Source organism: Stagnimonas sp. FW305-C-60 (assembly GCF_058782965.1).
Window position 1 is genome coordinate 415,887 of record NZ_JBYSYF010000002.1, and the last position, 13,181, is coordinate 429,067.

The 13,181-nt window shown below is 67.1% G+C and carries 9 protein-coding genes; all 9 read right to left on the minus strand.

Going from position 1 to position 13,181, the window contains the following annotated elements; translation table 11 throughout:
- Window positions 1–47: 47 nt before the first annotated feature.
- The gene (locus AC3WT6_RS08780) at window positions 48–1,070 is read right to left on the minus strand and encodes an SRPBCC family protein (RefSeq protein ID WP_492653199.1); all 1,023 of its coding nucleotides are present in this window, start codon (window positions 1,068–1,070) and stop codon (window positions 48–50) included.
- Window positions 1,071–1,122: 52 nt separating this feature from the next.
- On the minus strand, window positions 1,123–3,069 hold the full coding sequence (yoaA, locus tag AC3WT6_RS08785) for a DNA repair helicase YoaA (protein WP_492653200.1): 1,947 nt from the start codon (window positions 3,067–3,069) through the stop codon (window positions 1,123–1,125).
- Entirely contained in the window at window positions 3,066–3,659 is a 594-nt protein-coding gene (locus tag AC3WT6_RS08790) for a tetratricopeptide repeat protein (RefSeq protein WP_492653201.1), read from the minus strand. The genes yoaA and AC3WT6_RS08790 overlap by 4 nt, the downstream gene beginning before the upstream one ends.
- Entirely contained in the window at window positions 3,656–5,974 is a 2,319-nt protein-coding gene (gene mrcB / locus AC3WT6_RS08795; protein WP_492653202.1) for a penicillin-binding protein 1B, read from the minus strand. The genes AC3WT6_RS08790 and mrcB overlap by 4 nt, the downstream gene beginning before the upstream one ends.
- Window positions 5,975–6,038: 64 nt before the next feature.
- Window positions 6,039–6,761: a phosphate signaling complex protein PhoU gene (gene phoU, locus AC3WT6_RS08800; protein ID WP_492653203.1), complete on the minus strand. Its 723-nt coding sequence runs from the start codon at window positions 6,759–6,761 to the stop codon at window positions 6,039–6,041.
- An 80-nt stretch (window positions 6,762–6,841) separates the two neighbouring features.
- A complete protein-coding gene (pstB, locus tag AC3WT6_RS08805) occupies window positions 6,842–7,648 on the minus strand; it encodes a phosphate ABC transporter ATP-binding protein PstB (RefSeq protein WP_492653204.1) in 807 nt (268 codons plus the stop codon).
- A gap of 84 nt (window positions 7,649–7,732) precedes the next feature.
- On the minus strand, window positions 7,733–9,460 hold the full coding sequence (gene pstA / locus AC3WT6_RS08810) for a phosphate ABC transporter permease PstA (protein ID WP_492653205.1): 1,728 nt from the start codon (window positions 9,458–9,460) through the stop codon (window positions 7,733–7,735).
- A gap of 3 nt (window positions 9,461–9,463) precedes the next feature.
- Window positions 9,464–11,728: an ABC transporter permease subunit gene (locus tag AC3WT6_RS08815; RefSeq protein ID WP_492653206.1), complete on the minus strand. Its 2,265-nt coding sequence runs from the start codon at window positions 11,726–11,728 to the stop codon at window positions 9,464–9,466.
- Between the two features lie 130 nt (window positions 11,729–11,858).
- A complete protein-coding gene (locus tag AC3WT6_RS08820) occupies window positions 11,859–13,136 on the minus strand; it encodes an OprO/OprP family phosphate-selective porin (protein WP_492653207.1) in 1,278 nt (425 codons plus the stop codon).
- Between the last annotated feature and the right edge of the window lie 45 nt (window positions 13,137–13,181).

Consider the following 13,181-nt stretch of genomic DNA (forward strand, 5'->3'; position numbering starts at 1 on the left):
GCGCAGCGGGCGGCGCCCTCACAGGCCAGCGTAGCGGGCCGACCTCACTACTTGATCGGCCAGTAGACCTCGGTCTTGACCTGCTCCGGCGGCACCGTGGTCGGGTCGGTGACGTAGTGCTCCCAGGAATTGCCGTTGTCCTCGAAGCCGGCCACCGCCTTGTAGGCCAGCAGTTTCTCGTAAGTCGGTGCCATCGCCTCGTAGGGCCCGGTATGAGTGGCACGCAAGGCCCAGCCGGCGTAGTTGCTGCCCTGCTTCACCGCGCCCTCGTTCAGCGGTTCCGATGGCAGGCGATCAACCGGGATCGCAGCGTCAAATTCCCAGAACTTGCTCGCCTCGTCGAACTTGCGGGTGATCGCCAGTGGCGCGCCGGCCGGCTTGAGACCCAGAGCCTGCATGGCGGCGCTGATCTGCCCATAGGCGGCGCCCAGCTTGGCACCGGCCTCGGCGGCAGTAGCACTGTCGGAGACATAGAGGATGGGCTGGGCCTGGGTTTCCACCACTGCGATCCCGACGCCGCTGAAATCGGTCTTGGGCAGGGACTCGACCAGGGTCTTGAGCTGGGCCAGGCCCTTCTCGTAGTCAGGCCCCAGCATCTTGTCGAGCAGCAGGCCGAAGTAGCGCCCGAGCAGATCGCCGTGGAACACCGAGTCATAGCTCCAGACGACGCGGGTGCCCTCGCCTTCCGGCGTCAGCGTATAGATCGCGGTGTTCTCGCTGTTGAAGCCCTCGAACACCAGGCGCACCGAGACACTGCGATCCGGCTCGGTGGCGATGATCTCCTGCGAACCGCTGCCGACACTGGGGTCCTTGCTGCTCCAGGCCTGCCTGGCGCCGACGCCCCAGATCGGGCCGGAAAGGGTTTGCTCGGCGTTCGGGTCCAGCCCCTCCCAGGGCGACCATTTGCGGAACTGCCTGAAGCCGTTCACCACCGCGTAGACCGCCTGCGGCTTGGCCTGCACCAGGATGCTGCGCTCGATGCGCGCGCGGTCGGGCAGCGCGAACCCGATGGCGATCATCAGTACGACCAGGCCGACAATCACCGAGATCACGATCTTGAGTGCTTTCATGATTCTTCCCCCTCCAGTGGAGCCGCCAAGCTACGCCGCTGCAGGGATCGACTCAAGCGTTTTCGCGCGACTCCGGACGCAGCGCGCGCAGCCAGTCCTCGGCCTCGGCGAGGCTGGACAGCAGCGGAATCGGCGGCAGGCTGGCGAGCACCTTGCGGCCATAGCCCTTGCTGCGCAGGCGCGGGTCGCAAAGCATCAGCAGGCCGTGGTCGCTGACATCGCGGATCAGCCGGCCGACGCCCTGGCGCAGGGTGACGATGGCGCGCGGCAGCTGGTCGTCGTTGAAGGGATTACCACCGGCCTGGCGGATCGCCTCCAGCTTGGCGTCCAGCACCGGGTCGCCAGGCGCGGCGAACGGCAGCTTGTCGATGATCACCAGCCGCAGCGCCGGGCCCTTCACGTCCACGCCCTCCCAGAAGCTGGCGGTGGCGACCAGCACGGCGTTGCCGGCCTCGGCGAAGCGGCGCAGCAGCTCCGGCTTGGGCCACTCGCCCTGGGCCAGCACCGGTAGTTCCGGCAGCGCCGCGCGCAGCAGGCCGCAGAGCTGCTGCAGCGCGCGGTGGCTGGTGCAGAGCACGAAGGCGCCACCAGCGCTGGCGCGGATCACCGGCAGCATCGCCTGCGCGGCGGCGCCGGTGTAGGCGGGGTCGTTGGGTTCCGGCAGACCGGGCGGCAGCCACAGCCGCGCCTGCTGACGGTAGTCGAAGGGGCTGTCCAGGCGCAGGGTGCGTACCGCATCCAGGCCCAGCGGCCGGGTGAAGTGGGCAAAGTCCTCGCCGGCGGCCAGGGTCGCCGAGGTGAAGATCCAGGCGCCGGGATGGGCAGCGCGCATGGTGCCGAAACTCTCGGCGACCTCCAGCGGCGTGGCATTGAGCGCCCCGCCCCGTCCCACCGGCTCCACCCAGCGCACCTGCGAATCGCGCGCATCGAGGTCGGCGACCAGCGCCCAGCGCTCGTTCAGGCGCAGCGCCCGCTCCAGGCAGGCGCCGAACTCGGCGCTGCGTTCCTCCAAGGGCTTCAGGCAGTCCACCAGGGTTTCCAGCGCCTGGGTCTGGGCGCGCAGGCTGTCGGCGACGCCGAAGCGCGCCGCGTACTCGCTTAAGCGCTGACGGAAGCCACCGCCGAAGCTGGCCTCGACCCGGGCATTGCTCTCGCCCAGCTCGGCGATCGCCTGCATCAGCGCCGGCAGGTCGCCGTAGTGCTCGGCCTCGGTCATCGCGTCGCGCGCCAGGGCCTGCACCTGCTGGGTGGAGACCCGCTGGCCGAAGTGGCGCAGCGCCAGTTCCGGCAGCTGGTGCGCCTCGTCGATCACCACCGCGTCGGCACCGGGCAGCACGCTGAAACCTTCCTGGCGCAGCAGGTGGTCGGCGAACAGCAGGCTGTGGTTGACCACCACCAGATCGGCGGCGGCGGCGGCGCGGCGCGCCTTGACCACGAAGCAGTCGGCGAAGTCCGGGCATTTGGCGCCCAGGCAGTTGTCGGCGGTGGAGGTGATGCGGGCGTTGAGGCCGTCGTCGGGCGGATCGCCCGGCAGCTCGGCGAGTTCGCCACTGACGGAATGGCGGCCCCAGGCCTCGACTTCCGCCAGCCGCGGCCAGTGCGGGCGGGCGCGCACGTCCATCTGTGCCTTCGCCAGGCGGTGCAGACAGAGGTAGTTGGCGCGGCCCTTGAGCAGGCTGACGCGCACCTTCGCCTCCAGCGCCTGCAGCAGACGCGGCAGGTCGCGGCCGAACAGCTGGTCCTGCAGGTTCTTGGTGCCGGTGGAGACCACCACCCGCTTGCCGGAGCGCAGCGCCGGTGCCAGGTAGGCGTAGGTCTTGCCGGTGCCGGTGCCGGCCTCGACGATCAGGCTCTCGCCGCTGGCGAAGGCCTCGGCCACCGCCGTGGCCATGGTCTGCTGGGCGGCGCGCGGCGCGAAGCCAGGGATCGCCCGCGCCAGCGCGCCGTCTTCGCCGAAGACGCCGTCCAGCTCCGCCACCAGGGCGTGCGCCTCGCTCAAGGCGCCAACGGCGGCTGGGTCAGCAGGCGCTGCAGTTCCTCGTGGCGCGCTTCGGCCTGGGCGGCGCCGGCGGCATTGCCGCGCTGGCTGCGGGCGGCGGCCAGCAGGCGCCAGTTCTCGACCTCGATATAGGGATTGCGGCGGGCCAGGGAGTTGGACTTCTGCGCCTCGCTCTCGGCCTGTTCGGCCTGGCCCAGCTGCAGATGCAGGCCGGCCAGCGCCTGCCAAACCCAGGGGTTGCGCGGCTCGATGCGCAGCGCCCGCTCCAGCGCGGCGGCGGCCGGCTCCAGCTTGCCGGCCTTGCGCGCTTCGCGCGCCTGGCGCACCAGCGACAGTACCGGCGCGGCCGCGCCGGAGGCCTCGATGTTGCGCGGATAGCTGGGCAGCAGCGGTGGCTTTACTTCCGGCACCGGCACCGGCTCACCCGGCGAGACCGGCTGGCCGGTAGCTCCTCCAGGGACCGGACTGCCGCCGGGTGTCGTCGGCTGGCCGGGCGGCTCGGGATACACCTGCCCCACCGGCTGCGGCTGGATGTTGGCGCAACCGGCGGCGAACAGGCCGGCGACGAGGACGAGCAGCAATCGGGTCACTGGAAAATCTCCTTGAGCCATTCCGCCGGCTTGTCGAGCAAGCCGCCGGCACAGGGCGCGGACTCGCTGGGCACATAGCCGGCGACGAAGGGAATGCTCACCGCACCGACGCAGCGCTCGTCGGCCTTGAGCCCGCTGGCGGGGTCGATCAGCGCTTCCTCGACGTCGGCCGGCGGCGTGTCGTCAAGCCCGCGCACCTTGAGATCGCGCATCAGCCGCGACCAGACCGGCAGCGCGCCGGTGGCACCGGTCAGGCCGGTGGGCTTGTAGTCGTCGCGGCCGACCCAGATCACCGCCACCCGGTCGGCGGAATAGCCGGCAAACCAGCTGTCGCGCAGATCGTCGGTGGTACCGGTCTTGCCGGCCAGTCGGGTGCCGGCCGGAATCACGTTGTAGGCCGAGCGCGCGGTGCCGAATTCCAGCACTTTCGCCATCGCCCAGCTGGCGAGGAACACCGGGCCTTCCGGCAAGGTCTGCTTGACCTTGAACGGATAGCGCTTGAGCGGCTGGTTGTCCTTGGTGAGCACTTCGCGGATCGCGCTCAGCGGCGTCTGGTAGCCGGAGGCGGCCAGGGTGTTGTAGGACTGGGCGACGTCCAGCGGCGACATATCTACCGCGCCCAGAAAGATCGAGGGCAAGGCCGGCGCGCCGGCGAAACCGGCGCCGGCGAAAGCCTCCTGCACCTTCTTCACGCCGACATCCAGGCCCAGGCGCACGGTCGGCAGGTTGTAGCTCTGCGCCAGCGCCACGTAGAGCGGCATGCTGCCGTGCAGCTTCTTGTCGTAATTGGCCGGGCTCCAGACATTGCCCTTGGACAGCTTCAGGTTGATCGGCTCGTCCGGCAGCACGGTCGCCAGGTTGTAGCGCTCCGGCTGCATCAGCGCCGCCAGGTAGACGAAGGGCTTGGCCAGCGAGCCGATCGAGCGGCGCGAGTCCAGCGCGCGGTTGAAGCCGGCGTAGCGGATGCTGCGGCCGCCCACCACCGCCTGCACCTCGCCGCCTTCGGCGCTGGTGATGACACCCGCGGCCTCCAGCGTGCCGGGCGCCATCTTGCGGGCCTTTTCCAGCTCCGGCAGATCGGCCAGCAGGCGCAGTTCCAGCGCCTCCTGGGCACGCGGCTCCAGGGTGGTGAAGATGCGCAGGCCCTCGTTGGTCAGCGCCTCTTCCGGGTACTGGTCGCGCAGCTGGCGCTTCACCAGCTCGACGAAGGCCGGGTAGCGCTCGACGCCGCCACGGGCGCCGCCGGAAAGCCCCAGCGGCTGCGCCAGCGCGCGTTCGAGTTCGTCCTCGCGCAGCAGGCCGCGTTCGGCCCAGGTGTGGAGCACCAGGTCGCGACGGGCACGCACCACGTCCGGCCGGCGGCGCGGATCGTACTGGCTGGGGCCCTTGACGATGCCGACCAACAGGGCCATCTCGTGCGGCTTCAACTCCGCCAGCGGCTTGTTGAAGTAGAACGAGCTGGCGAGCCCGAAGCCGTGCACGGCGCGGGAGCCGTCCTGGCCCATGTAGATCTCGTTGAGATAGGCCTCGAGGATGGCGTCCTTGTCGTAATGCGCCTCCAGCAGCAGGGCCATCACGATCTCTTTCGCCTTGCGCCGGAAAGTGCGCTCGCTGGAGAGGAAGAAGTTCTTCACCAGCTGCTGGGTGATGGTCGAGGCGCCCTGGCGCACCCGGCCGGAGGTGAAATTCTCGAAGGCGGCGCGGGCGATGCCACGCAGGCTGATGCCGGAGTGTTGGTAAAACGCCCGGTCCTCGACCGCCAGCAGCCCCTGCACCAGCAGTTCCGGTGCATCCGCGAGCTTGATCAGCGCCCGGTCTTCACCACCGCGGCTGGGGTAGATGCTGCCGATCAGCATCGGGTCGAGGCGGATCAGGTCCAGCGGCTGACTGTTGGCGAGGTCGCTGATCGACTCGATGCCCTCGGGGCCGCCGCGCACCAGCATGCGCAGCGCCGGCTGGGCGCCGTCCCAGAAGCTGAAGGCGCGGGTGGCGATGTCCAGGCCGTCGGCGCGGGCGACGAAGCTGCCCGCGCCCTCCAGAGCGTCCACCGGGCGATAGCCCAGGCGCAGCAGTTCGTGCTTCAGGTCGGCGAGCGGCAGGTTGAGGCCGGGGTAGAGCTCCTGCGGCGCGGCGTAGACCTGGGCCGGCAGCGTCCAGCGCACGCCGGCGAAGCGGCTGCGGATCTCGCGGTCGAGACTGGCGATCTGGAAGGCGGCGACGACCAGCAGGGCGCTCAGCAACAGCACCAGCACGGTCAGGCCGGAACGGAGCAGATTGCGACGGGTAAACCAGGACGCCAGACGGGGCGGCAGCACGGATCTTCGATAGGGGGCGTGAGAGCAGCGGGCAGTTTAAAAGAAAACCCCCGCTGCCGCCGGGCTACTCGTCGTCTTCCTGGACTTCTCTCTTCATCGCTTCCAGCGAGATGTGGCGTACGTCCTTGCCCTTCACGAAGTAGATGACGTACTCGCAGATGTTGCGGGCGTGGTCGCCGATGCGCTCCAGGGCGCGCACCGCCCAGATTACGTCCAGCACGCGGCGGATGGTGCGCGGGTCTTCCATCATGAAAGTGATGCACTGGCGCATCAGCGCCTCGTACTCGCGATCGATGTTGACGTCTTCGTGGGCGCAGGCCAGCGCCGATTCGGCATCCATGCGCGCGAAGGCATCGAGCGCGTCACGCACCATCTGCGAGACGTGGCGGGACAGATGCCCGACCTCGACCAGGGGAGTGATGCCGCGCTCCTGCTCGGAAAGGTCGGCGGCCATACGCGCCACCTTCTCCGCCTCGTCGCCCATGCGCTCGAGGTCGGTGATGGTCTTGATCACCGCATAGACCAGACGCAGGTCGGAGGCGGTGGGCTGGCGGCGCGCGAGGATGCGGCTGCACTCGTCGTCGATGCTGACTTCGAGCGTGTTCACCTTCTCGTCGTTGCGGATCACCTCGGCGGCCAGCTCGCCATCCACCTCGGTCAGCGCCCGGGTGGCATCGACGATCTGCTGTTCCACCAGGCCGCCCATCGCCAGCACGCGCTGGCGCACGTCCTCAAGCTCGGCGTTGAAGACGCTGGAGATGTGGGATTTGTAAGTCGGGGTGTGCATGGCGTCTTACCTGGTGCAGCGCATAGTCATAGTGTGATGCAGCCATCCGTGGCGCGGTGTAGCGGCGGGTCCGCCTCGACTCAGCCGTACTTGCCGGTGATGTAGTCCTCGGTCTGCTTCATCGACGGCTTGGTAAAGAGCTTATCGGTGTTGCCGAACTCGATGAGGTCGCCCACGTACATGAAGGCCGTGTAGTCGCTCACGCGCGCGGCCTGCTGCATGTTGTGGGTGACGATGACGATGGTGAATTCCTTCTTCAGCTCGTTGATCAGCTCCTCGACCTTGAGGGTAGAGATCGGGTCCAGCGCCGAGCAGGGTTCGTCCATCAGCAGCACCTGCGGCTTGATCGCCACCGCGCGGGCGATCACCAGGCGCTGCTGCTGACCACCGGAGAGGCCCAGGGCGGAATCATCGAGCCTGTCCTTCACTTCCTCCCAGAGCGCGGCGCCCTTGAGCGCCCACTCGACGGTTTCATCCAGCTCGCGCTTCTTGGTGACACCGGCCAGACGCATGCCGTAGGCGACGTTCTCGTAGATCGACTTCGGGAACGGGTTGGGCTTCTGGAACACCATGCCGACGTTGCGGCGCAGGGCCGAGATGTCGACATCCTTGTCGTAGATGTTCTTGCCTTCGAGGTTCAGATGCCCCTCGACCCGGCAGCCATCGACCAGATCGTTCATGCGGTTGAAGCAGCGCAAGAGCGTCGACTTGCCGCAACCGGAAGGGCCGATGAAGGCGGTCGCCTTCTTCTTGGCGATCTTCATGTTGACGTTGCGCAGGGCCTGCTTGGCCCCGTAGAACAGATTGAGGTTTTCCACGGTGATGGCGTGGACGTCGTCCTCGATGCGCGACGGCTGGCGGGAGGCACTGAGAGCGTCGATATCCATGGCGCGTAGGGAAGAAGTGGGTTGTACACCGGTCATAGTCATTGTCCTGGATTCCTGTCGGAACGCGAAGCTTCCTTGAACGGCCTAGCCGTCCAGGGCCTTGTACTTCTCGCGCAGACGGTTGCGGATGCGGATCGCCGACACATTGAGCAGCACGATTACCAGCACCAGTAAGAAGGAAGTGGCGTAGACCAGGGGTCGCGCCGCCTCGACATTGGGGCTCTGGAAACCGACGTCGTAGATGTGGAAGCCCAGGTGCATGAACTTGCGCTCCAGATGCACGAAGGGAAAGTTGCCGTCCAGCGGCAGGCTGGGTGCGAGCTTGACCACGCCGACCAGCATCAGCGGCGCCACCTCGCCGGCGGCGCGGGCGATGGCCAGGATCAGGCCGGTCATCATCGCCGGGCTGGCCATCGGCAGCACTACCTTCCACAGGGTTTCGACCTTGGTCGCGCCCAGCGCCAGCGAGGCCTCGCGCAGCGAGCGCGGGATGCGCGCCAGCCCCTCTTCGGTGGCGACGATCACCACCGGCAGGGTCAGGATCGCCAGGGTCAGCGAGGCCCAGAGGATGCCCGGGGTGCCGAAGGTCGGCGAAGGCAACGACTCCGGGTAGAACAGCTGGTCCAGCGAACCGCCGATGAAGTAGACGAAGAAGCCCAGGCCGAACATGCCGTAGACGATGGACGGCACGCCGGCCAGGTTGTTGACCGCGATGCGGATGATCTGGGTGACCACGCCCTGCTTGGCGTACTCGCGCAGGTAGAGCGCGGCGAGAATGCCGAAGGGGGTGACGAACACGCTCATCAGCAGCACCATCATCACCGTGCCGAAGATGGCCGGAAAGATGCCGCCCTCGGTGTTCGCCTCACGCGGCTCGGCGGAGACGAATTCCCACAGCTTCTTGAAGTACAGCCCCAGCTTGGCAAACAGCCCCATCTCGTTCGGACGGTAGCCGCGGGCGATCTTGGCCAGCGGAATCTCCAGCTCCTGGCCATCCACCGACTTCAGCACCAGGGCGTCGCGCGCCATGTCGGTCTTGATCTCGACCAGCCGCGCGCGCAGCTTCTCGTAAGCGGCGTCGAGATCGGCCTTGCGGACATCGAGCGCCTGGTAGTCGGCACTCGCGTTTTCGCGGGTCTTGCCGGCCAGCTCCAGGCGGCGGGTGTCGAGGCGGATGCGCTCCAGGCCATAGTTGATGCGGCCGATCTCGCCCTTCTCGATCTCGCGCAATTCCTCACGCAGGCGGTCGGCCCGCTGCTGGCGCTCGGCGTAGGCCTGCCAGGCCTCCTCGCCGGTGGCGATCACCGCACCGTTCTCCTTGAGCGCCTCCAGAAAACCGTGGAAATTGCCCCACTCCATGCGCTCCAGCACCACCGCGTCGGCGGGATAGCTGCGATTGAGGATCCATTCGTCGAGCAGGTAGCGGAAGTCGGCGCCGTAGAGATCGCGGTTGCCGACCTTGACCAGATCGCGGGTATGGAAGGGCTTGCTCTCGTCCAGCTTCAAACCGGCGGATATCAGGCGTGCGGTGCTCACCTCTTCTTCGCTGACCAGCTCGGCGAGCATCGGCACCGGTGCCGCACCCGGCTCCTGGTACTCGCCTTTCAGCACATCCGCCGGCCAGAAGTGCGGCAGGCCGCGCGCCGCGGTCAGGCACAAAAGGGCGACGGTGATGATGAAGGCCACCGAGATGGCGGCCGCGGTGAGCCAGACGTAAGGCTGGCCGGACTTCACATAGCTGGCGACCGACTGCGTATCGCCGGCCGTCAGGTTCAGCGGCTTGTTGGAGCTGGAAGCTTCGGTGGCAGCCATGGCTTAGATGCTCGCGTATTTCTTGCGCAGGCGGGCGCGGACCACTTCCGCCAGCGTGTTGAAGAAGAAGGTGAAGATGAACAGCACCAGGCCGGCCAGGAACAGCAGCCGGAAGTGCGTCGAGCCCACTTCCGATTCCGGCATTTCCACCGCGACATTGGCCGAGAGCGTGCGCATGCCGCTGAACAGGCTGGCGTCGGTCACCGGTGTGTTGCCGGTGGCCATCAGCACGATCATGGTCTCGCCCACCGCGCGACCCAGGCCGATCATGATCGCCGAGAAGATGCCGGGGCTGGCGGTGGGCAGCACCACGCCGGTCAGCGTCTGCCAGGGGCTGGCGCCGAGCGCCAGCGAGCCCAGCGACAGCTGCTTGGGCACCGAGAAGATGGCGTCTTCGGCGATCGAGAAGATGGTCGGGATCACCGCGATACCCATGGCGATGCCCACCACCAGCGCATTGCGCTGTTCGTAGTGGATGCCCAGGCTGTGGTCCATCCAGGCCTGCATGTTGCCGGCAAAGGCCAGCGCCTCGATAGGCTTGGCGATGGCGAAGCAGAACCAGGCCACCACCGCGACCACCGGCACCAGCAGCGCGCCTTCCCAGCCGGCGGGCACGAAGTAGCGGACCCGCGCCGGCATGTTCAGCCACAGATAGCCGAACACCGGAATGCTGATCGGCAGCAGGATCAGCAACAGGAACACACCCGGCAGGTTCGATTCGATGAACGGCGCCAGCCAGAGGCCGGCGAGAAAGCCCAGGATCACCGAGGGCAGCGCCGCCAGCAGTTCCACTGTCGGCTTGACCACCTGGCGCAGCTCGGCGGACATGAAGTTGGCGACGAAGATCGCGCCCATCACCGCCAGCGGCACCGCGAAGATCATCGCGTAGAAGGCACCCTTGAGCGTACCGAAGGCCAGCGGCGTGAGCGAAAACTTGGGTTCGAAGTCAGCACTCGCCGAGGACGACTGCCACAGCCACTTGGCCTCGTCATAGCTCTCGTACCAGACCTTGGACCAGAGCGAGCCGAACGACACTTCCGGATGCTCGTTGTGTACGTCGTAGGCGTGCACCTTGCCGTCGCTGCTCTCGGCGATCAGCACCTGCGCGCGCGGGTTGAAGGCCAGCTGCGAGACCGCGCTGGTGAGGGCCTGCTCGCTGTGGATCAGACGCCTGGAGGTGGCGTAGAACACGCTGACCCGGCCGGTCTCGTCGCCCACCGCGAAGCTGCGACGGCGCAGTTCCACGCTCAAGGCGGTGAGCTTGGCCTCGCCCGGCGGATCGAATTCACGCACCCGCGCCAGATAGGACTCGCCGTCCGGCTTGCGCGCCGGGAACCACTGCGAGACCTTGCCGTCGGCTTGCGCGACGACGATGGAAATGCCGCCCGCGAGGTAGTGCGCGGCGGTCACCTCGCTGCCGACGTCCTTGATCTCGACCAGCTCCGGCTGGCTGCCGCCGCTCAGACGGTAGAACGCAATCTTGCCCTTCTTCTGGTCGATCACGTACAGCCAGGACAGCAGGGGCTCGACCAGCAGAATGTCGGCGCTCACCGGCGGCGTGAAGCTCAGCTCGCCGGAGACCTCCGAGCTGGACTCGCCGGTGATCATGTTGGTGCTGGTCTCGAAGGCCTTCATGTACACGACCTTGTCAGGCCCGACCCCGAGGAAGACCGCCTTGTCGCCCTCGTCGCGCACCACCAGGCTGCTGGCCGGCACCGGCATGAACGGCATCGGTGCCTCCCCCTGCGGGAAACTCAGGCCGGGGGTAATCAGGCGCTTGTCGCCCGGATAGCTGACTTCGTACTCGTGTGCGAAGCGCAGCACCGAGCCATCGGACAACGCCGCCGCCAGCACGCCACGCTCGGCGGCCACTTCGGTGATCGACACCAGCTTGAGCTCGCCCACCGGCAACTGCTGCTGGGCGCGCATGGCACCGGTGGTGAGGTCGAAAAAGCTCACCTGACCGCCATCGGAAACCCGCATGGCGATCTCGCCCTGCTCTTCCACCGCGGTGTAGAGCGTCTTGCCGGTTCCCGGGATGGCGTATTCCGGGCGCGGCTTGAACTCGGCCGGCTCGAACAGCGGGGCGACCTCGGAAACCAGGTAGAAGAAGATCAGCATCAGCGCGGCGATGACGCCGAGGCCGCCGACCCAGACTACCCAGCGGGCGAGATTGTCCTTGAAGGCGCGGATCTGAAAGCCCATGCCGCCGGCAACAATGTTGTGCCGACTGGCCTCTGAGGCGGAGGGAGTCGTGGGTTCGCTCATGAAATCGCTCGTTGGCATGCCCCGGGCGAGGCATGGTCCCTACTCGTCTTCTTCAAGCCCTCACCACAAGGGAGAGCTTGAAGAAAACGCCCGGCCGAGACGGCCGGGCGCATTCTCTTACAGCTGGGCTTTAGAAACCAAACTGGGCGCGCATCGACAGCGCTTCCGGCTCGTCCTTGCCCGCGCCGACATCGGCCTGGGCGAGGTAGTAGTTGAGCATGAAGCGGACGTTCGGGTTCACGTACCAGTTGGCACCCACGGTGATCTGCGAACCTTCGCAGGTCTGGAAGCTGCCGTCGGCGACGCCGGTCAGCGAGCAGCCATTTTTGGCGGCCGTGGTGGTCTCGGTGTTCTCGGAAGCCTCGTAGCGGGCGACCAGCTCGACCGCGCCGTAGCTGTTGATCGGCTTCGGCGAGCCGAAGGCGCCGCGGTCCTTCTTGTACACCTTCTTCTCACCGGTGACGAAGTAGCCAGCCTGCACGTAGTAGGCGGTCACGTCGGCATCCGACGGGCCGGCGTAGGCGTTCTCCAGCGTCGCCTGGGCGTACTCGGCCTGGGCGAAGAAGGAACCGAAGGAGCCGGCGACTTCACCGTGGATAGTGTTCTGGGTGCCGAACTTGCTGGCCAGTGCCTCACCGGCGCCAGCGAGACCCAACGAAATACCGCGACGGCCGCCGTACTGGAACACCGCCGAAGCGCCCTTGGAATTGGTGTCTTCGCGATCGGTGCTGTAGGCGAGGCCGAAATGCAGGGTCTGGCCGTCATCCGACATCGGGAACCAGTAGGCACGCGCGCCGAAGGAGGTACCTTCGGTGGGATCGCCCGCCTCGCCAGTCAGCGTGGCGGCATGGATGCCGTAGCCGAAACTGTCGGTGTTGCCCTTGTAGAACAGGCCGCGCAGGAACTGGCGATCCTTATAGATGCCGGTGGCGGTGGTGTTCGGGCGCTCCATCAGGGTGATCTCGTTGGAGCTGGTCAGTTCTTCCATGCCGCGGAAGCCCTTGTGCTGACCGATCATCAGCTTGCCTGGACCCACCTTGGTGCCGATCCACATTTCGCGGAAGGTGCCGCCGCCGGTGCCAGGATTGCCGGCAAAGTCGTTCTCGAACTTGTAGTCCCAGCCATAGGCCTTGCCAGCCAGGGTCAGATAGGCGCGACGGAAAGCAGCGCCGCCGCGGTTGTCGTTGGCAGCGACGCCGGAACCAAAGGCGGTGCTGCCGATCAAGGCGCCGTCGTCTTCGGAAAAGCTGTAGTAGTCGAACTGGATGCGACCGCCGACGCTGGCTTCAAAGCGGCCGTCGTCGGTCTTGATCTTGATGCCGCCCTTGGTCTCGGCCGGGTCAGCGTGAGCAGCGCCGGTGGCGCCGATGAAAGCAGCCAGGGCCGCGTACTTGAGGGTGTTGTTCATCTTTGAGGTCTCCCGTGGGGGTTTCGGTGTTGCACTTGCGAAAGG

Excerpts from the sequence above, each read along its gene's own strand:
- phoU (WP_492653203.1), bottom strand. The coding sequence starts at position 6,761 with ATGCACACCCCGACTTACAAATCCCACATCTCCAGCGTCTTCAACGCC.
- AC3WT6_RS08815 (WP_492653206.1), bottom strand. The coding sequence starts at position 11,728 with ATGAGCGAACCCACGACTCCCTCCGCCTCAGAGGCCAGTCGGCACAAC.
- AC3WT6_RS08820 (WP_492653207.1), bottom strand. The coding sequence starts at position 13,136 with ATGAACAACACCCTCAAGTACGCGGCCCTGGCTGCTTTCATCGGCGCC.
- pstA (WP_492653205.1), bottom strand. The coding sequence starts at position 9,460 with ATGGCTGCCACCGAAGCTTCCAGCTCCAACAAGCCGCTGAACCTGACG.
- AC3WT6_RS08780 (WP_492653199.1), bottom strand. The coding sequence starts at position 1,070 with ATGAAAGCACTCAAGATCGTGATCTCGGTGATTGTCGGCCTGGTCGTA.
- pstB (WP_492653204.1), bottom strand. The coding sequence starts at position 7,648 with ATGGATATCGACGCTCTCAGTGCCTCCCGCCAGCCGTCGCGCATCGAG.